This window comes from Brachybacterium sp. GCM10030268 (assembly GCF_042666305.1).
GTDB lineage: Bacteria > Actinomycetota > Actinomycetes > Actinomycetales > Dermabacteraceae > Brachybacterium.
Genome location: NZ_JBHTCW010000004.1, coordinates 251,145 through 270,434, shown reverse-complemented (window position 1 = coordinate 270,434; position 19,290 = coordinate 251,145). Strand labels below are relative to the sequence as shown.

Below are 19,290 nucleotides of genomic sequence, written 5' to 3'. Positions count from 1 at the left end.
ATGCCCCCGTCCGTGCCCTCGACATCGGCCTCATCGGCCGCGGATCCGCCGGATCCGGGCGCCTCGAGCGCGGGCTTCTCGAATCCGAACCCCACAGGCCCGGCCCCGTCACCGCGTCGCGCTCTCCCGCCCTGGGCGGACGGGCTGGTCACGACACCCGCCGCCGGTCCCCGACCCCGCGACGCCCTGCTGCTGATCCCGTTTACTCTCATCGCCCTGGCCGAGGGCATGCTGCGCACAGACTTCCCTCTGCCCGCGCTCACCACGGCCGCGGCGATCGCCATGATCGCCGGACTGCCGTGGCGTCGCCGCCATCCGCTGCTGGTACTGACCTGGATCACCCTGCTCGGCGCTGCACTGGGCATCGTGCAGGCCGCGTCCGGGCACGTCGCGGTCGGCATGGGAGCGATGGTCGTGCTGCTCACCGTGCCGTACGCACTGTTCCGTCACGGAACTGCTCGCATGCGCGTCGTCGGCGGGACACTGCTGGCCGCCGGGCAGGCGCTGACCCTGCTGCAGAGCCGCGCCGCGCTCGCCGACGTCGTCGTGGGGATCGCCGTGCTCGGCGCCACCGCGCTGAGCGGTGCGCTGGTGCGCGAGCGCGTCCAGGCCCGCGCCCGAGAGATCGAGATGGCACGCTCGCGGGAGCGTGAGGCCCTCGCGCGGGACCTGCACGACACCGTCGCCCACCACGTCACCACGATCGCAATCCGCGCCCAGGTCGCCTCCGCCATGCCGGAGAATCGCAGCCAGGTCGCCGAATCCCTCGCCGTCATCGAACGCGAGGCGCAGAACGTGCTCGCCGAGACCCGCGCCCTGGTTCGCGCGCTCCGGGAGCCGACGGGTGGTTCCGGGGCCACGGGGAGCGCGGCCGCCGGGGCTGCCGCCTCCGATCCCATGCCCGCCGACGTCGACCTGCCCGAGACGGAGCTGGCCCCCGCCGCCGGCCTCGCCCAGCTCGAGGCGCTCGCCGATCCCGGCCCGCCGCAGGTCACCGTGCGGATCACCGGCACCGACCAGCTCGCGGGCGAGATGCCGCAGATCGTGCAGTCGACCCTGTTCCGCATCGCCCAGGAGGGCGTGACCAACGCCCGGCGCCACGCCCGCGGCGCCCGCGCGATCGACGTGAGAGTGAGCGTCCGCGACGCCCGCACAGTGCTGGAGGTGCGGGACGACGGCCCCCGGGACGTGGCCCCGCACCGGGCCGACGGATCCGGTGGCGGTCACGGTCTGCTGGGGATGACCGAGCGCGTCACCCTGCTCGGCGGCACCCTCGAGGCCGGCCCCGTCCCCGACGGCGGATGGCTGCTGCGCGCCCAGGTCCCCACCACTCCGGAGGCGGCATGACCAGTCCTGATGACGCGTCAGGAGCCGACGCACCGAGTCCGGCCGGCTCGCCCCGCCCGCTGACAGTCCTGATCGCCGACGACCAGGAGCCGGTCCGCACCGGGCTGCGCCTGCTGCTGGGCACCCGGCCCGGCATCGACGTGATCGGGGAGGCGGCCGACGGGATCGAGGCTGTGACCATGGCCCAGCAGCTGCGCCCGGACGTGTGCCTGGTGGACATCCGCATGCCCGGGCTCAACGGGATCGAGGTGACCAGGAAGCTCTCCGGGCCCGCCGTCTCCGACCCGCTCGCCATCGTCGTGATCACCACGTTCGACCTCGACGAATACGTCCACGGCGCCCTGCGCGCCGGGGCACGCGGATTCCTGCTCAAGGACGCCGGCCCCGAACTGCTGGGCGAGGCGGTGCGGGCCGCCGCGGCCGGGGACGCCCTGATCGCGCCGAAGATCACCGCCCGGATGCTGGGGGAGTTCTCCCGTCGGCCCGTCGCCCCACCCCGCGCCCCGACCGACCCGCTCTCCCCGCGCGAGGAGGAAGTCCTCGCCCTGCTCGCCGCCGGCCGCACCAACACCGAGATCGGCGCCCAGATGCACCTGTCCCTGGGGACCGTGAAGACCCACATCGGCGGGATCCTCACCAAGCTCGGCGTGCGCAACCGGGTCGAGGCCGCGATGCGGGCGCACGAGACCGGGCGCGTGCGTGCCGAGGACTGATCATCCGCGCGACGGGGCACGGGCACGGGCACGGGGCACGGGGCACGGGGCGCGGGCACGGGGTCCGGGGCAGGGGCGCGAGCCGCGCCCGCATGCCGCATCGGTGAGCCATACGACAACGATTGGTTTTCATGCAGTGGCATGAATAGTATTCACGGGTGACTTCCACTCGTCCCCGTCGGCGCAGCCTGCTGCGTGCCGCGCCGCTCGCACTCGCCGTCGGCGCCCTGACCCCTGCGCTGGCCTCCTGCACCCGCGCCTCCGAGCGCCTGGACGCCGAAGCGAACGCGGTGCCCGAGGTGGACCTCTCGGAGATCACCGAGGTCCCGGAGCTCGCCGAGCTGGTCCCGGCCGACATCCGCGAGCGCGGCGAACTGATCAACGGCGCCGCCCTGAACTACGCGCCCGGCGAGTTCGTCGGCTCCACCGGCGAGGCCGTCGGCTACGACATCGACATCCTCGCCGCGATCGGCAGGGTGCTGGGCCTGGCCACACGTACCGAGGCCGCGGTGTTCGCACAGATCATCCCCGCCGTCGGCTCGAGCTACGACGTGGGCATCTCCAGCTTCACGATCAACGAGGAGCGCCTGGCGACGGTCACCATGGTCTCCTACTTCCAGGCGGGGATCTCCTACGCGGTCAAGGCCGGCAACCCCTTCGACATCCACCCCGACGACCTCTGCGGCAAGCGGGTCGCGGTGCAGGTCGGCACATATCAGGAAGAGCTCTCGAACGAGCGCTCCCAGCAGTGCCGGGAGGCGGGGGAGCGTGGCTACGACCTGCTGGCCTACGCCTCCAACTCCGACGCCGCGACCAACGTCGCCGGCGGCAAGGGCGACATCCTCATGGCCGACTCCCCGGTGACCGCCTACGCCATCGCCCGTTCCCGCGGGAACCTCGAGGCGATCGGCGAGATCGAGGAATCCGCCCTGAACGGCATCGTCGTCTCCCCGGACCAGCCCGAGCTGGCCGAGGCGATCCGCGCCGCCGTCCAGCACCTCATCGACTCCGGCCACATGCAGCGCATCCTCGCCGCATGGGGCAACGAATCCGGCATGATCCCGACCGCGGAAGTGAACCCCCAGCCGTGACCAGCACCGAGACCGCCCCCACGCCCGCGCCCGCCGGCCCGGACGGCTTCACCCCGATCCGTGCCAAGGCCGCCCCGCGCCCGGGCACCTGGATCTCCGCGATCATCGTCGCCCTGCTGGCCCTGGGCCTGCTCACCTTCCTGGTGCGCAACCCGGTGCTGGAATGGGGCACCGTCGCCACGTACCTCTTCGACATCAAGGTCGTCCAGGGCGTCGGCTGGACGCTGCTGCTGACGGTGCTGTCGATGGTCCTCGGCACGATCGTCGCCCTGCTGGCCGCGGTGATGCGCCGCAGCGACAACCCGGTCCTGCGCGGCGTCTCGTGGGTCTACATCTTCGTCTTCCGCGGCATCCCGGTGTACACCCAGCTGGTGTTCTGGGGCCTGTTCACCGTGATCGTGCCCAAGATCGCCGTCGGCGTGCCCTTCGGGCCGGAGCTGCTGAGCTTCTCCACCCGTGACCTGCTGACCGCGTTCTGGATGGCGGTGATCGGCCTGGGCCTGAACGAGGGCGCCTACCTCGCCGAGATCATCCGATCCGGCCTGAACAGCGTGGACCGTGGCCAGAGCGAGGCCTCCAAGGCGCTGGGCATGAGCAACGGGACGATCCTGCGGCGCATCATCGTGCCCCAGGCCATGCGGGTGATCGTCCCGCCGCTGGGCAACGAGACCATCGGCATGCTCAAGACCACCTCGCTGGTGCTCGCCGTGCCGTTCACGCTGGATCTGACCTTCGCCACCAACGGCATCGCCAACAAGCTGTTCACCCCGATCCCGCTGCTGATCGTCGCAGCTCTGTGGTACCTGGCGATCACCAGTGTGCTCATGGTCGGCCAGTACTACCTCGAGAAGTACTTCGGTCGCGGCTTCGACGACCGCACCCCGGCCGCTCCTCGCCGCGGTTCGACCGCCTCGCGCCAGGCGGCGGTCAACCGCGCCGGCACCACCCCGCACGACCCGCTCCCGGAGGTGGAGCTGTGATGACCCAGAACCCCGCTGCTTCCGGCCCTCCGGAGCCCGCACCGTCGGACCCCGCCGCCCCGTCCCACCCCACCGGCGCGCCGGACGCCCCGCCGGTGATCGAGGTCGAGGGCCTGCACAAGGCCTTCGGCGACCTCCACGTCCTCAAGGACTGCGACCTCACGGTGCGCTCCGGTGAGGTCGCGGTGCTCGTCGGCCCGTCGGGCTCCGGCAAGTCCACGCTGCTGCGCTGCCTGAACCAGCTCGAGGACGCCACCGCCGGCACCGTCCGCATCGAGGGCGAGCTGCAGGGCTACGCCGAGCAGCCGCTGCCCGACGGCAGGCTGCAGAGGCTCTCGCCCAAGCAGATCGCCGCCCAGCGCTCCCGCATCGGCATGGTCTTCCAGCGCTTCCACCTCTTCCCGCACCTCACCGCGCTGGGCAACGTCATGGAGGCACCCGTGCAGGTGCGCGGCATGTCCAAGGCCGAGGCGGAGAAGAAGGCGCGCGAGCTGCTGGCCCGGGTGGGGCTGGCCGACCGCGCCGACCACTACCCCTCGGAGCTCTCCGGCGGCCAGCAGCAGCGGGTCGCGATCGCGCGCGCCCTGGCCATGGACCCCGAGCTGATGCTCTTCGACGAGCCCACCAGCGCCCTGGATCCCGAACTGGTCTCCGAGGTGCTCGCCGTGCTCAAGGATCTGGCGGCCGACGGGATGACCATGGTCGTCGTGACCCACGAGATGGGCTTCGCCCGTGAAGTGGCAGACCAGGTCGTGTTCATGGACGAGGGCCGCATCATCGAGCGCGGCACCCCCGAGCAGGTCATCGACCATCCCCGCTCCGAGCGACTGCAGGGATTCCTCGCCTCGGTGCTCTGAGCCGTTCCGCGCAGCAATCAGCCGCGGCACTGCAGCTGCGCCCCGCCGCTCGGCAACTCTTGCATTCCGCCGCTCCGCAACTTTCACCCGCCGCTCCGCAACTTTGTGGACGCCAGCGCCGAGTCACCGCACTCAGAGGGGTCGAGGATGCGCAGACGTCCAACTAGTTGCGGCCTAACCGTCCCGGTTCAGGTCAGCTGAGCAACCTTGCGTCGCCCCAGTGGGCCCACCTGCTCGATGGTCTCCAGGAGAGCCTTCAGCGTGTGCTCCCACGTCCGCCAGGTCTGGGCGTAGCTGAGGCGGATCAGCTGCAGACCGTGCCGCCGGACCGCGAGGTCTCGCTGCCGGTCCGCCTCGAAGGCTTCGGGGGAGCTGTGATGGGCGCGTCCGTCGATCTCCAAGAACACCCCGGCGACGTAGGCGTCGACGTATCCCGCGCCCTCGACGAAGACCTGCTGCTCGACATGGAACCCGCGCCGTCGGAGAGCACGCACCACACGGGTCTCCGAGCCCGAGTCGCTCGCGGTGGAGATTCTTCCGACGCGCGAACGAGGCCGGGTGGGCAGCTCGTCGAGGAGCCTCTGCACCGCGGCCGGCTCCTGCAGCCCGCGTTCGATCGCTGACTCCAGGAGGATCGCTGCCGATTCGCCGTCCAGGCAACGGACGACGTGCTGGAGAGCAAGAGGGAGGGATGCGACCGGGTCCGGCTCGGGCCACGCGCGAAGCCCGGCACTGTGATCGACAGCCCACGGCGGGCACGCGACGCATCGCCGGTTCCGGTACACGTGGAGTCGGCGGGCGTCGGCGCCCGCTCGGTGAGGCGTCCACAGGCCGTGCATCTCCACCGCGTCGAGACAGGTCAGGCGGTAGCCCGCGGAGAGCGCGCGAACCAGGCGGGACTCTGCGTCGGGGTGTGCGTACCACCCGGGGGCTATGCGCCGGAGGGACGTGTTACCCGCTCTCGCGCGAAGCTGGGAGCTGGAGAACCCTGCATCCAACAGCTGCCGACGGCTGATCACCGAGGTGCTTCGCGGAGGAAGGCGAAGGGTTCCGCGCACCTGACCGCGAGGCCGACCGGGCGGGTGCGCACCGGCGGGGACGACGAGGTCGCTGGCCGTGTGCATGGGCCGAGCCTGCCCGGGGACGGCCGGGTGTCGCCACCACGGACTCCCGGCTGGGGATGGCGGATCGATGGGGAGGAACCGTCCAGGGCACAGATCCGCCACGAGGGTCGGGGGAGTCGGCGACTGGTTCCTCACGGGCGGGGCCGGCGCAACTTCCTGGACGCCGGCGCGTGGTTCCTCACGGGCGGGGCCGGCGCAACTTCCTGGACGCCGGTGCCGAGTCACGCGGCCTCAGCTCGTCCAGCTCGCGCTGGCGTCCATAAAGTTGCGCGTCCCCACGGGCCGCGGCACCCACCCGGCACCCCCGGCACCCACCCGGCCCGGGCCTGGTGAGGCGGGGCCCTGTGCCGGCCGGTGGGCGCGGCTCACCACTCCAGGATCTGCCACCGCTTCTTCTTGGCCACGGCGTACAGCCCCAGGTCGGGCGAGATGGCGGTGGGGGTGCCCATCAGGTCCAGCCAGGCCGCGTCGGCGTGGGAGTCGCCGTAGCCGTAGGAGGCGGACAGGTCCGCGTCGTGGGAGGCGGCGTACTTGCGCAGCCAGTTCCCGCGGGCCTCGTCCACCAGCGGGGGAGTGGCCAGGAAGCCGGTCATGACCCCGGCGGCGTCCTCGTCCATGTGGGTGGCGACGACCTCGTCGAACAGGTCCGCCAGCGGCTCGACCAGCACGTCCAGCGCGCCGCTGACCAGCACGGTGCGGTGCCCGGCAGCCCGGTGGCGCTCGATCACCTCAAGGGCCTCGGAGCGGATCGAGGCACGGATGCGCCGGCCGGCCTCGCCTCGCATGAGCTCGCGCAGCTCATCGGCGCGGTAGCCCTTGTAGCGGCGGTTGACCAGGCGGATCAGCTCGGAGCGGTCGCGCTGCTCGGCGCGCAGGTAGCCCGGCACGGCGGCCAGCAGGCCACCGATCTCGGCGGGCCACACCCGGCGCGGGCGCGTCGCCCGGACCACGGCGAAGTACTGCTGGACGATGTTGGTGGCCAGCACGGTGCCGTCGAGATCGAACACGGCCAGCGCGTTCGGGTTCTGCGCCAGCTCCGGCGTGGGGCGGGAGGCTCGCTTGCGCTGCGCGGACTTCGCCCGGGAGTACGCCTTGGTCAGCTCGGTGACCGCCGGCAGGTGCTGCTGCTGGAAGTATTCGCGCCAGGAGATCTCCGTGACGTCGAAGTCGTGCTCGGCGAGGAACTCCGCCGGCAGCTCCTCCCGCAGTGCACGGGTGTTGGCGTCGTCGAAGACCATCTCGGTCTTGGTGTACTGCCGGTACAGCTCGATGTACTTGCGCAGCATGGTCAGCCCGGAGGTGGCCTTGTGCAGGTCGGAGGTCCACTGCCGGGTTCGCTTGGTCGCGGGCAGGTAGGCGACCGCGGTGGCTCCGGCCTTGGCGACGATCTCCTTGGCCCGGAAGCGCTGCTCGACCATCTCGACCGCCGGGAAGTTCCACTCCGGGATCTGGACGGGCTGGCCGTTGTCGTCCTCCAGCGGGTGCTCGAGGAAGTACTCCCGCACCGCGCTGACCATCTCGTGGAAGGCCAGCGGATTGGTCGCGCCGGAGACCACCTGGAAGTAGGCGTCATCGCCGCGGCGGGAGACGTCCTGGGTGGCCAGCGCGACGATCACGTTGACCACGAAGTCGACGGGGATGATGTCCAGGACGGAGTCGGCCAGGCCCGGGAACTCCGGCAGCGAGCCGCGGCCGTAGGCCATGATCAGCGGGTCGGCGACCTTGTAGCCGTCGATCCAGCCGGGGTAGGGCCGACGCATCGCGGATTCGATGATCGAGGGGCGCACGAAGGAGACGCGGTGGCCGGCGTCGGCCCACAGCTCCTCGGCGACCTGCTCGGCCATGGCCTTGGTGAAGGTGTAGATGTCGGTCCAGCCCACGGACTGGGCGCGGGTGCGGCCGAAGTCGATCAGGCGCTGATCGACCCAGTCGCGGCGGGCCTCCTCGGTGGCGGAGGCGACGGCCTTGGGGCCCATCCTCCCGTCGCGCAGCTTCGCGGTGCGCATCTGGGAGCGCAGCGTCTCGGGCCGGCGCGACTCCGCCTCGACCCGGGAGCGTGCCTCGATGGCGGCCTGGTACTCATCGCGCCAGTTCACGTCGGCCCCGAGCCGACCCTCCTGGCGCAGCCCCTTGGAGATGCCGCCGACGTAGGCGGTCGAGACGTGGATGACGTGCGGGTCCTGTCCCGACTCCAGCAGTGCCTCGTAGAGGTTGCGGGCGCCGCCGACGTTGGTGCGGAAGGCCTCGTCGATCGGCGGGTCGAAGGAGACGGAGGAGGCCGAGTGGATGACGACGTCCAGCGGCTCCTCGATCACGGGCATGTCGGTCAGGTCACCCTCGAGCACGCCGACGCGCGCGTCGAAGACGGCCTTGGCCTCGTCCTTGCCGATCTTCTCGACCCAGGAGGCGAACACGGGCTTGCGCAGCAGCTGCTCGAGGCGCTTGCGCCCGTCGACCGAGCCCTTGGGGCGGATCACGGCGGTCACGTGCGTGTCCTGGGTGGTCTCGAGCAGCGAGCGCAGCACCGCCTGCCCCAGGAAGCCGGTCACGCCGGTCAGCAGGATCCGTCGGCCCCCGCTGGTGGATCCGCCGGAGGCGGACTGGTCGGCGGGCGTGGTGCTGTTCGACATGGATTCCCTTTGTGGACGGGTACGGCAGGAGCTGACGAGGAGCCGGGGAGCGAGAACGGAGGTGGAGGGCGGATCCGGGCGGCGGCTCACGCGCCTCGGGGTCGCCTCGCGAGGGGTCGTCCCAGCGCTGGTCAGGGCGGCGCTAGTGTATCGTAGCCGCCATGCATAGGGCCCTGATCACCGGCGGCACCGCGGGCATCGGGGCCGCTTTCGCCAGAGCATTCGCCACTCGTGGAGCCTCTCTCGTGCTGGTCGCACGGGATGCCGAGCGGCTCGACGAGGCCGCCCAGAAGCTGCGCGATGACTACGGGGTCGAGGTCGAGACGCTGGTCGCCGATCTCGCCGACCGCGAGGCGCAGCAGCGTGTCGCGGACCGTCTGGAGACCGGCACGGATCCGGTCGACGTGCTCGTGAACAATGCGGGCTTCTCGGTGCGGGCGAGCCTGCTCGATGAGGACCTCACGCCCCACGACCTCGGCTTCGAGGTGATGATCCGCGCGGTCCTCAAGCTCGGCGGCGCCGCAGGACGCGGCATGCGCGAACGCGGCCAGGGCTGGATCATCAACGTCTCCTCCGTCAGCGGCCTGGTCACGCAGAACAACTACTCCGCGATCAAAGCCTGGGTGAGCAACTACTCCGAGTCCCTCGGCGTGCAGCTGGCCGGCACCGGCGTGCAGGTGACCGCGCTGATGCCGGGCTGGGTGCGCACCGAGTTCCACTCCCGCGCCGGCATCAAGGGCTCCTCGATCCCCGGGGTGCTGTGGCTCAGCGCCGATCGCCTGGTCGAGGACTGCCTGCGCGACGTCGCCCGCGGCAAGCCCGTGTCCGTGCCCAGCAAGCGCTGGAAGCTGATCGCCGGCATCCTGCGCACCACGCCGCGCGGTGTCGTCGCCCGGCTCAGCGCCGTGCTCAGCCACCGCCGCAGCCGGGAGCGCTGACGTATGACCCCCACGACCTCCGCCGGCGGTCCGGCCGACGACGAACCCACTGCCGCCACGCCCGAGCCCGGCACGCCGCCCAGCGGCACGCCCGGTCCCGGCAAGCCCACCCCGAAGGCGGCCGACGGAGCCTCCCGCTCCCAGCGCCTGCTGCAATCCCTCTCGGCCCGCTCCCGCGGCCAGGGCTGGGAGAAGCCCGAAGGGGACCTGGCCAAGTACCGCTCGCGCTGGCGCGCCGGCATCCGCTTCGTCCTCCAGCGCATCTTCTTCCGCAGCGTGGTCGGGGCGAACCTCACCACCACCGCTGTCGTCCACCGCCGGGTGCGCACCGTGCGCGGACCGTTCGTCCTGGTCGCCAACCACTCCAGCCACATCGACGCCCCGATGCTCGCCGCCGGCCTGCCCTGGGCGCAGGCGAGGTTCCTGTCCACCGGGGTCGCCGCGGACTACTTCTTCACCGTCTGGTACCGCCGCTGGTTCGTGCGCTGGATGTTCAACGCCTTCCCGATCGATCGCGGCGGCAGCCGGAAGTACTCCGGCTACTCCCGGCGCCTGCTGCGCTCCGGGGTGCCGATCCTGGTCTTCCCCGAGGGCAGCCGGCAGAAGACCGGCAGGATGGGCGAGTTCAAACCGGGTGGGGCGGCGCTCGCGATCGGCGTCGGCGTCCCGGTGATCCCCGCCGCGATCATCGGCGCCTATGAGGCGATGCCCAAGGGCCGCAGCTGGCCGAAGAAGGGCCGCCCGCCGGTGGCCGTCGTCTTCGGCGAGCCGATGATCTCCCACGAGGACGAGTCCGCCGTGGAGTTCTCGGCCCGCATCCGCGCCTGCGTCAAAGACCTGTACGACCAGCATTACGACGAAGTTCTGGGCAACGGGGCCAGTGAGGCTGGCGGCACCGCCCCGGACGAGGAGGAACCCGCATGAGCGCACCCCTGAGCGCCCGCGAGGTCAAGCGCCACAAGTGGTGGGGCTGGGGCCTGGACGACGTCACCTTCAACTGGCGCAACAAACCAGGGTTCGCTCCGCTGGCGAAGGAGAAGATCGGCCTGGACCTGCTCTCCAAGCCGGATCCCGTCGCCCCCGATCTCTCCGAGCACCAGGTGCCCGCCTCCCGCTTGGGCGCCGCCCAGCGCGACGGCCTGGCGGCGATCGTCGGCCCCGAGAACCTGCTGGACGATGACGAGTTCCGGGTCCTGCACTCCTTCGGCCGCTCCCTGCCCGACCTCTTCCGCGCGCGGGCCGGGGACTTCACCCGCCTCGCCGACGCCGTGGTCTACCCCGGCAGCGAGGAGGAGATCGCCGCGATCCTGCGCCTGGTGATCGAGCACGACCTGGTGCTGATCCCCTACGGCGGCGGCTCGTGCATCTCCGGCTCCATCACGCCCGACGAGGCGGAGCAGCGCCCCATCCTCACCATGAACCTCGGCCGGTTGCGCGAGGTCGTCGAGATCGACGACACCTCGGGCCTGGCCCGCGTCCAGGCCGGCGCCTACGGGCCCGACCTCGAGGAGCAGCTGAACGCGCTGGGCTGGACCATGGGTCACTTCCCGGACTCCTTCACCTACTCCACCGTCGGCGGCTGGGCGGCGACCCGCTCCTCGGGCATGCAGTCCGACCGCTACGGCGACATCGAGCAGATGGTGCGCGGGCTGCGGATGGTCCACCCCGACGGCGTGGCCGTGACCAAGGCGATCCCGGGCCGCGACGCCGGGCCCAGCGTGCACGAGATGATCCTGGGCAGCGAGGGCCGCCTGGGCGTCATCTCCGAGTGCACCGTCCAGGTCCACCGCACCGCGCCGGTGCGGCAGGTGATCGCCTACATGTACCCCGACTGGGAGCACGGCATCCGCGGCATGCACGCGATCGCGCGCTCAGAGGTCAAGCCCACGTTCACCCGTCTCTCCGATGGCCCCGAGACCCGCTTCAGCCTGGCCCTGGTCAAGGAGCCCACCTCCACCAAGAGCAAGCTGATGGGCAAGGCCCAGGACGGGCTGTTCGCCTTCCTGCGCTCCAAGGGCTGGGACACCACCGAGGGGATGTGCATCTCCTACGTCTGCTTCGAGGGCACCAAGGAGCGCGTCGAGCGCGAGAAGGCGATGGTCAAGAAGATCGTCTCCCGCAACGGCGGCATCACCCTCGGCGCCGGGCCCGGCGCGGTCTACGACCAGAAGAAGTTCGACACCCCCTACCTGCGCGACTTCCTGCTGAACTACCAGGTCTTCGGCGACGTGTGCGAGACCGGCGCCAGCTGGTCGAACCTCAACGAGGTCCACGCCACCGTCTACGACGCCTTCCACGGGGTGCGACAGGCGGCCGACGGGCCCGGCTTCATGTTCTGCCACATGTCGCACAGCTACCACGGCGGCGCCTGCCTCTACTTCACCTTCGCCTTCCCCTACGCCAGCGACGAGACCGCGCTGGCGGAGTACTACGACGCCAAGAACGCCGTCCAGCAGGCGTTCGTGGACCTCGGCTCCGGCGTCTCCCACCACCACGGCGTGGGCACCGAGCACCAGCCCTGGATGGTCCAGGACATCGGCGAGGTCGGCGCCCGCATGGTCCGCGGCCTGTTCGCGGACAACGACCCCGGCCGCAACCTCAACCCCGGCAAGGTCCTCGCCCCCTGACCATGAGCGACATCTGGGTGCTGCGGCACGGCGAGTCCACGGCCAATGTCGAGGGGCTGATCGTCTCCGCGCCCGGCCCCAGGGCACTGGTCGAGGTGGGGCTCACCGAGCTCGGCCGGGAGCAGGCCCGCCGCGCCGCGGCCGATGCCGCCGCCCACGGGCTCGGGCCCGCCACGATCGTGGTCTCCAGTGACTTCGCCCGGGCCCGCCAGACCGCCGAGGAGTTCGCCGCCGGGATCGGGGCGGCGGCGCCCCGGCTGGATCAGCGCCTGCGTGAGCGCAGCTTCGGGACGCATGACGAGGGGCCGGTCAGCTCCTACGACCTGGTGTGGGCCGTGGATCGCGGTCGCGGGGAGCACGAGCACGAGGTCGAGCCGGTCCGCGCGGTCGCCGATCGGGTCGATGCGGTGCTGCGCGATGCGGACCGGTGGGCCGCCGAGGCCCCCGTGGTGCTGGTCGCCCACGGCGACGTCCTCCAGATCGCCCTCGCGCTCGGCAGTGCCGAGGACCCCCACGACCACCGCGACGTCCCCCACCTCGGCAACGCTGAGCTGCGCCGCATCGGCCCGGCCCGGCTCGCGGACGCGTCCGGTGCCCGCAGCGCGCTCCGCCCCGGGACCCCATGAAGACGCCGTCGGGCAGGAACCCAGCCGAGACGGGCCCTTCGGACCAGGTCGTCTACGTGGTCCGCGGAGACCACGACGACACGCGCGAGAGCGTCGAGAGTTTCTTCCGTGAGCACGGCTGGAGCCCGCGCGAACGCGGACCCGGCCGGGTCGACTACGAGCGCGGCAGCCGCCGGCGGACCATCCTGCTCGGCGCCCTGGCAGGCCGGAGGTTCTTCCTCACCGCCCAGATCGAGATCCGCGAGCGCGACCACACCACCGACGTCCGCTACCGGTGGGGCGCCGGGGCCGGTCTCGCGCTCGGCGGCACCGTCGGCCGTGATCGTGCGGCCCGCGCGCACCGGGAGACGGCCGCCGCGCTGGAGAAGCATCTCGAGGCCGACGGCCGGCTGGTGAGCACGCGCGAGATCTGAGGCGGATCGGGGCCGAACGAAGAAGAGGCTCCCTCGCCATTGAGGGAACCTGCGTCGACCATAGTCGGCTTCCGGTGAGTAACAGGTCACATCCGGGTCACGGTTGTCGGCACGTATGGACGCCGGGACGGCGCGCGGTATCCCTTCCGGCGAGTCGCGGACAGGACTGCGTCGGCGCCGGGCCGCGTGCCTACGATGGATCGGCCGCCCGCACGGGTGCGGCCACAGCCAGACAACAAGGGACTGACATGACACTGCGCATCGCCGTCTTCGGCGAGAACCGGCACGAGAAGGTCGATCCGAAGGTTCAGGAGATCTACCCGGAGGGTATGCACACCGTCATCGCCGACGGCCTGCGCGAGCATCTCGCGGCCGACGGCGTCGAGGCAGAGGTGCGCATCGCCCTGCTCGACGACATCGAGGACTCCCTCTCCGAGGAGGCCCTGGCCGAGACCGACGTTCTCACCTGGTGGGGCCACATGGCCCACGGCGACGTCCCCGACGAGGTCGCCGCCCGGGTGGCGCGTCGCGTGCACGAGGGCATGGGTCTGATCCCGCTGCACTCGGCGCACTACTCCAAGCCCTTCAAGCTGCTCATGGGCACCACCTGCAACCTGCTGTGGCGCAACGAGGCCGAGGAGGAGCGGGTCTGGACCGTGAGCGGCTCCCACCCCATCGCCCGCGGCGTCCCGCACCCGATCCTGGTGCCCGAGCAGGAGACCTACGGCGAGATGTTCGACATCCCCGCGCCCGATGAGCTGGTCTTCGTCTCCTCCTTCACCGGGGGCGAGGTGTTCCGCTCGGGCTGCGTGTTCCGACGCGGCAAGGGCAAGGTCTTCTACTTCAGCCCCGGCGACCAGGAGTACCCCGTCTACTTCCAGCGCGACATCCAGCGCGTGCTGGCCAACGCCGTGACCTGGGCCCGCCCCGAGCATCACGACCAGGCTCCGGTGAAGATCGCCAACGCGCCGCGCGACTGGTTCCGCGGCGAGGAGGTCACCCATGTCATCTGACGTCCTCAGCGTCCCCGGCACGGACACCTCGGCGGCTCCCGTCCTCGACCCCGAGCTGACCGGCTTCCCACGGCTCCCGGCCGACCGCCCCGCCCGCGTGGTCGTGGTCGGCGCAGGCGGCATGGGCAGCTGGTGGGCCCGCGAGATCGTCGCCAGCCCGGTCGCCGAGCTCGTCGGCGTGGCGGATCTCGTCGAGGGTGCTCCGCAGCGCGTCATCGAGCAGTCCGGCATCGCCGATCCGTCGGCGGTGGGCACCGGGGCCGACGGCACCGATCTGGCCCTGGAGGTCGGCGCAGACCTGATCGTGAACCCGACCGTCCCGGTCGCGCACCATCCCGTGACCGTCAAGGCGCTGCACGCCGGGATCCCCGTCCTCGGCGAGAAGCCGGTCACCGAGACGCTGCCGGAGGCCCTCAGCCTGCTCGCCCACGCCGAGCTGACCGGGGTGCCGTTCATGGTCTCCCAGTCCCGGCGGTTCTTCCGCCAGGTCCGGCAGCTGCGCAGCTTCGTCGCCGCCCACGGGCCGACGGTTCTGACCAGCGCCTTCTTCTCCCTGTTCACGGAGATGGAGGGGTATCGGCGCACCCAGCTGCATCCGCTGCTGCGGGACATGGGCATCCATGCCTTCGACACCGCCCGCTACATCATGGACGCGGACCCGGTCGCGGTCACCGCCCGGGGCGCGCAGCCGGAGTGGAGCGTGTACTCCCACGACGCCACCGTGACGGCGACGTTCGAGATGTCCGACGGCTCCCTGTTCGTCTACAACGGCACCTGGAACGCCCGGGGCCTGCCGACGTACTGGAACAGCGAGTGGCGGATCGGGGCACAGCTCGGCTCGGCCACCTGGGACGGCAAGGGAGCGCCGGTGCTGGGCACCGACGACGACGAGGCCACCGCACGCCTGCAGGCCGAGGTCGACTCGGAGACGGGGGAGGAGCCGGACCAGATCGCGGCCTCCCTGATCGAGTTCGTCAGCGCACTGCAGGAGGGCCGCACCCCGATGTGCGAGGTCCACGAGAACCTGCTGAGCTTCGCCATGGTGGAGGCGGCCGTCGCCTCCGTCGACCGGGGCGAGCGGGTCGAGATCGACGACCTGCTCGAACTGGCCCGCACCGACGCGATCGCCGCGGAGACCCACCCCGAGGCCCGGGACCTGATGCAGTCCTGGGGTTCGGTGCGCGAGGTGCTCGCCGCCGCACGCTGAGGCATCCCGCGCGATCCAGGAGCCCGGCCGGTCACGTGGTGGCGGCCGGGCTCCGGCGCGTTTGGTGCTCTGTGCTCGTGCTCCCGTCGGCCGCGCCCGGGTGGGCGGTGCCCTGGCGGGCAGGAAGCACCCGGACCCGTGCGCGTTCGAGGTGGGGGAGCCGGAGGCGCAGCTGCTCCTCGACGGACGCGGCGAGCGCCTCCGCCTCCTGCAGACCGAGGGACGGGCGCGCGGTCACGGCGAGCTCCGCCTCCAGGCGGTGCCCGATCCAGCGGGCGCGCGCCTCGCCGACCGCGATCACTCCACTGACCTCACCGGCCGCGGATTCCACGGTCTCCAGGGTTCTCGGGTCGATCCCGTCCATCAGTCGCTGCAGCACCGTGCGCATCGAGCCGATCAGCACCGCGACGACGACAGCGGCGATCACCAGGCCGATCAGGGGATCGATCCAGGGCAGCCCGCACCAGGCGCCCATCACCCCGATCACCACGGCGAGCGAGGTGAGGGCATCGGTGCGGGCATGCTGGCCCTCGGCGATCAGCGCCGCGGAGCCGATCCGCCGGCCCGCGCGGATGCGGTAGATCGCGACCACCTCGTTGCCGGCCGCGCCGATCAGCGCGGCCGCCAGCACCCAGCCGAGGTGGGTGAGATCGCGGGCCGAGGTCAGGGCACGGACCGATTCCCCGACGATGAGCACGGCGGAGAGGGCGATCATGGCCCCGATCAGCAGGCCGACCAGGTCCTCTGCGCGCCGGAACCCGTAGCTGTAGCGGCGGGTCGGGGCGCGCCGTCCCAGCCGGAAGGCGAGGATCAGCGGGATCGTCGTGGCGAGATGGCCGAGGTTGTGCACGGTGTCCGCCAGCAGTGCGACGGACCCGCTGAGCGCAACGATGGCGATCTGCAGCAGCGCCGTGGCGCCCATGCCGGCCAGCGAGATCCACGCCGCGCGGATGCCGATGGAGCTGGCCTCCTCCGCGGTGCGGATGGCCTCGCCGTGGTCGTGGCTGTGCGGAATGAGCGCGTGCTGCAGGCGGCTCCGCAGCCCACCGGAGCCGCCCTCGTGGCCGTCACCGTGACTGTGAGCCCCACCGTGGTCGTGAGCGTGGCCGTGAGCATGGGCGTGCTCATGATCGTGACGGGCCTTGCGATCGCGACTCTGCACCATCTGGAGAATGTATCTGCGTATACATGCAGATAGCAAGATGTGTCCCGGCAGGCGCCGTGGACCAGAGCTCCCACCCCATAAGGTAGGGCCATGCATGACGAGCCCGTGCGCCGCGTTCCCGACGACGAGCATGCGCAGATCGCCGTCGGCACCTTCCGGATGCTCTCCGATCCCACTCGGGTGAAGATCCTCTGGGCCCTGTTCCACGAGGAGTCCAGCGTCAATGCTCTGGCCGACGCGGTGGGTGCCAGCCCGGCTGCGATCAGCCAGCATCTGGCGAAGCTGCGCCTTGCCGGGCTGGCCCAGAGCCGCAGGGAGGGGACGTTCGCCTTCTACAGCGCGTCGGACACCCATGTGCGGCGGCTGCTGGCCGAGTCGCTCTCGCACGCCGAGCACGTCACCGGTGTGGCCGAGGGGGAGGACCCGCACGGCTACTGAGCCGCGCCGGGACCGCCCAGCTCGCCCGCCGACGCGAAACGGCCCTGATCAGCGAATTCTCGCTGGTCAGGGCCGTTTTTCCTGAAGTGCGCCCGGAGGGATTCGAACCCCCAACCTTCTGATCCGTAGTCAGATGCTCTATCCGTTAAGCTACGGGCGCCTGCCGGTGAAACCGACCTGGTCGAGTCTAGTACCCCGGCCAGATCGGCGCCAATCGTGCGCCCATGAGCCTGCTCACACGGTGCACGGCCGGCCCGGCCGCCCGGCGATCACCAGCTCGGAGCCTGCGGCGGCTGCGGAGGCCGGTTGTCGCCCTGCGGGTTCTGCGGATCGCTTCCCGGGTAGCCATAGCCCTGGTTCGGCTGGCCCCACGGCTGGCCCTGGCCGCCCTGCGGAGGCGCGGGCGGCGGCGAGGCCTGGCCCCACGGCTGGCCCTGGCCGCCCTGCGGAGCTGCTGCGGGCGCCTGGGACCCCGGGCCGCCGAAGGCCGCCGGAACGCTCGCACCACCGGAGCCGCCACCCTTCTTGCGCCGCGACCGGATCACGAAGAACGCCACGGCCGCGAGCACGAGCAGCAGGAGGAAGCCCAGCACGAGCGCGATGACGATGACGATCCACCAGGGGAACCCGCCGGCTTCTGCCGTGATGTCCACGCCCTCGGAGAACTCGCTGACGTCCGTGTAGGTGACGGTGTTGCCGTCGATCGTGCCGCCGCGGGACTCGAGCACCTTGCCCGGGAAGGCGAAGGTGGCCCGGAAGTCGAATTCGTTGATCTGGTCGCCGTAGGCGAACTCGAGATCCTCCTGGCTGAGGGACTCACCGTCGGTCCCCAGGTCCATCGTGAGGTGGAACTGGCCGTCCTCCTCGGTCAGCTCCATGCCCTCGGCGAACTGTGCGCGCTCCAGGACGCCCGAGGCGCGGCAGCCCCAGTACCCGTCCTCTTCGTACGGAGTGACCTCGGCCTGGCCGAAGGTGGCTTCGCCCTCCTGCTGCGAGTCGCTGCACATCTCCTCGGCGCTGGTGTACTCACCTTCGATGAGCTCCGACTCGATCCCGAAGTCGACGGACACGTTCATCGTGTCGACGTCCTGGATCTCGTAGTCGGCGTGCAGACGCCCGCATCCGGCGAGGAGCAGGACGAACGGCAGGACGAAGACGGCGATCAGCCGGCGCCGCGCCGAGATGGTGTTCATGGTTCCCCCGTCGGATCATGGGCCCCAGCTGCCTATCGGCCCCTGGAGGTGGTCGGTCGAGGTCAGACTACCCGGGCGCGACCCGCCGCGCGGTGGGGAGAACTCCCCATCGCGCGCGGGTCCGGCAGTGCTCTGTGCGGCGGAGCTGTGTCCGGCGGAGCTCTGTGCGGCGAACCTCTGTCCGGCGGAGCCTATTTCCAGAACATCAGCATGCCGCCGCCGACGAGCATCACGCCGAAGCCGGCCGCGAGGTTCCAGTCGCCGATCGGCAGCGGCAGCTGGCCGCTGGAGAGGTAGTACGTGACCAGGTAGAGCAGGCCCAGGATCAGGAACACCACCGCGGCGGGCGCCAGCCACGGGGGATTCGGCGCCTCCGCGGCGACCCGGCGCCGCGTGGTGCGAGCGGTCTCCGCCGCCGCGGCCTTCTTCGCCGACGGAGTGCGCGTGGCGTCCTTCGCCTTCTCGGTGGCCTCGCTGCCCGCGCTCGTACTCTTGCCGCCGGAGCGCTTGTCCTTCGTCGCCACCGGATCCTTCGCCCCCGCGGCGCGTGAGCGCTTCACGGGGTCCTTGCCGCTGGCGCTCTCGGAGGCCGTGGCCTCCGAGGCATCGCCTGCGTCTGCGTCTGCGTCTGTCCCGGCGTGGTCTGCGCCGCTGCCGGCAGCGCTGTCGCCGTCGGCCGCGTCGGACGTGGCCGTGCCGTCGGCCTCGGCCGCATCCGTCCCGCTGCCGTCGGAGCCGAGCTCGTCGAGGTCGTCCGACCCGGGCGCGACGGGCGTGTCCCCAGCTTTCGCCTTCGACGTCGCGCGCGCGGACGACTTCTTCCTGCTCCTGGCCATGAAACGGTGCTCCCTCGAGGCGGCCGATCGCGCGGCGGTGCCGCACGGGCCCGCGGACGCGGACCTTGGCCTAGGGTAATGGTCGTCGACTG

General features: G+C 71.3%; 18 protein-coding genes and 1 tRNA gene. 13 read left to right on the top strand and 6 right to left on the bottom strand.

The genetic code is table 11. The features are described 5' to 3' along the window. From ACFQRD_RS08755 to ACFQRD_RS08735, 5 genes are all read left to right on the top strand, one after another. Positions 1–1,347, top strand: a complete 1,347-nt coding sequence (locus ACFQRD_RS08755) for a sensor histidine kinase (RefSeq protein ID WP_377803769.1) — start codon at positions 1–3, stop codon at positions 1,345–1,347. After that, positions 1,344–2,060: a response regulator gene (locus tag ACFQRD_RS08750; RefSeq protein ID WP_377803768.1), complete on the top strand. Its 717-nt coding sequence runs from the start codon at positions 1,344–1,346 to the stop codon at positions 2,058–2,060. The genes ACFQRD_RS08755 and ACFQRD_RS08750 overlap by 4 nt, the downstream gene beginning before the upstream one ends. 158 nt (positions 2,061–2,218) lie before the next feature. After that, positions 2,219–3,151, top strand: a complete 933-nt coding sequence (locus ACFQRD_RS08745) for an ABC transporter substrate-binding protein (protein ID WP_377803767.1) — start codon at positions 2,219–2,221, stop codon at positions 3,149–3,151. After that, positions 3,148–4,131: an amino acid ABC transporter permease gene (locus tag ACFQRD_RS08740; RefSeq protein WP_377018401.1), complete on the top strand. Its 984-nt coding sequence runs from the start codon at positions 3,148–3,150 to the stop codon at positions 4,129–4,131. The genes ACFQRD_RS08745 and ACFQRD_RS08740 overlap by 4 nt, the downstream gene beginning before the upstream one ends. Further along, a complete protein-coding gene (locus ACFQRD_RS08735; RefSeq protein ID WP_377803766.1) occupies positions 4,131–4,988 on the top strand; it encodes an amino acid ABC transporter ATP-binding protein in 858 nt (285 codons plus the stop codon). The genes ACFQRD_RS08740 and ACFQRD_RS08735 overlap by 1 nt, the downstream gene beginning before the upstream one ends. Positions 4,989–5,176: 188 nt before the next feature. Here ACFQRD_RS08735 and ACFQRD_RS08730 read toward each other — a convergent pair whose 3' ends face one another. Both ACFQRD_RS08730 and ACFQRD_RS08725 read right to left on the bottom strand, forming a co-directional pair. Then, a complete protein-coding gene (locus tag ACFQRD_RS08730) occupies positions 5,177–5,575 on the bottom strand; it encodes an endonuclease domain-containing protein (protein WP_377803765.1) in 399 nt (132 codons plus the stop codon). Positions 5,576–6,477: 902 nt separating this feature from the next. Further along, positions 6,478–8,742: an HAD-IB family hydrolase gene (locus ACFQRD_RS08725; protein ID WP_377803764.1), complete on the bottom strand. Its 2,265-nt coding sequence runs from the start codon at positions 8,740–8,742 to the stop codon at positions 6,478–6,480. A 161-nt stretch (positions 8,743–8,903) separates the two neighbouring features. On the opposite strand from ACFQRD_RS08725, the gene ACFQRD_RS08720 reads away from it, so the two are divergent. From ACFQRD_RS08720 to ACFQRD_RS08690, 7 genes are all read left to right on the top strand, one after another. Then, on the top strand, positions 8,904–9,680 hold the full coding sequence (locus tag ACFQRD_RS08720) for an SDR family NAD(P)-dependent oxidoreductase (protein ID WP_377793180.1): 777 nt from the start codon (positions 8,904–8,906) through the stop codon (positions 9,678–9,680). 3 nt (positions 9,681–9,683) lie between these two features. Further along, entirely contained in the window at positions 9,684–10,604 is a 921-nt protein-coding gene (locus ACFQRD_RS08715; RefSeq protein WP_377803763.1) for a lysophospholipid acyltransferase family protein, read from the top strand. Next, a complete protein-coding gene (locus ACFQRD_RS08710) occupies positions 10,601–12,307 on the top strand; it encodes an FAD-binding oxidoreductase (protein ID WP_377803762.1) in 1,707 nt (568 codons plus the stop codon). The genes ACFQRD_RS08715 and ACFQRD_RS08710 overlap by 4 nt, the downstream gene beginning before the upstream one ends. A 2-nt stretch (positions 12,308–12,309) precedes the next feature. Next, positions 12,310–12,933, top strand: a complete 624-nt coding sequence (locus ACFQRD_RS08705) for a histidine phosphatase family protein (RefSeq protein WP_377803761.1) — start codon at positions 12,310–12,312, stop codon at positions 12,931–12,933. Beyond that, positions 12,930–13,346: a hypothetical protein gene (locus ACFQRD_RS08700; protein WP_377018393.1), complete on the top strand. Its 417-nt coding sequence runs from the start codon at positions 12,930–12,932 to the stop codon at positions 13,344–13,346. Before ACFQRD_RS08705 ends, ACFQRD_RS08700 begins: the two co-directional genes overlap by 4 nt. Before the next feature lie 248 nt (positions 13,347–13,594). Next, positions 13,595–14,359 (top strand): ThuA domain-containing protein, encoded by a 765-nt coding sequence (locus ACFQRD_RS08695; protein ID WP_377018392.1) that lies wholly within the window; start codon positions 13,595–13,597, stop codon positions 14,357–14,359. Further along, entirely contained in the window at positions 14,349–15,566 is a 1,218-nt protein-coding gene (locus ACFQRD_RS08690; RefSeq protein ID WP_377803760.1) for a Gfo/Idh/MocA family protein, read from the top strand. Before ACFQRD_RS08695 ends, ACFQRD_RS08690 begins: the two co-directional genes overlap by 11 nt. Positions 15,567–15,597: 31 nt before the next feature. On the opposite strand, the gene ACFQRD_RS08685 is transcribed toward ACFQRD_RS08690, so the two are convergent. Next, positions 15,598–16,731 carry a cation diffusion facilitator family transporter gene (locus ACFQRD_RS08685; protein ID WP_377018390.1) on the bottom strand — a complete coding sequence of 378 codons (1,134 nt, stop codon included), beginning with the start codon at positions 16,729–16,731 and terminating at the stop codon, positions 15,598–15,600. A 90-nt stretch (positions 16,732–16,821) separates the two neighbouring features. Between ACFQRD_RS08685 and ACFQRD_RS08680 the strand changes: the two genes are divergently transcribed. Beyond that, on the top strand, positions 16,822–17,169 hold the full coding sequence (locus tag ACFQRD_RS08680; protein ID WP_377803759.1) for an ArsR/SmtB family transcription factor: 348 nt from the start codon (positions 16,822–16,824) through the stop codon (positions 17,167–17,169). Between the two features lie 87 nt (positions 17,170–17,256). Here ACFQRD_RS08680 and ACFQRD_RS08675 read toward each other — a convergent pair. The 3 genes from ACFQRD_RS08675 to ACFQRD_RS08665 form a co-directional block, all read right to left on the bottom strand. Further along, positions 17,257–17,329: transfer RNA gene (locus tag ACFQRD_RS08675), tRNA-Arg, on the bottom strand. A gap of 109 nt (positions 17,330–17,438) precedes the next feature. Beyond that, positions 17,439–18,362 carry an LppM family (lipo)protein gene (locus ACFQRD_RS08670; RefSeq protein ID WP_377803757.1) on the bottom strand — a complete coding sequence of 308 codons (924 nt, stop codon included), beginning with the start codon at positions 18,360–18,362 and terminating at the stop codon, positions 17,439–17,441. 191 nt (positions 18,363–18,553) lie between these two features. Further along, entirely contained in the window at positions 18,554–19,198 is a 645-nt protein-coding gene (locus ACFQRD_RS08665) for a cell division protein CrgA (protein WP_377803756.1), read from the bottom strand. Between the last annotated feature and the right edge of the window lie 92 nt (positions 19,199–19,290).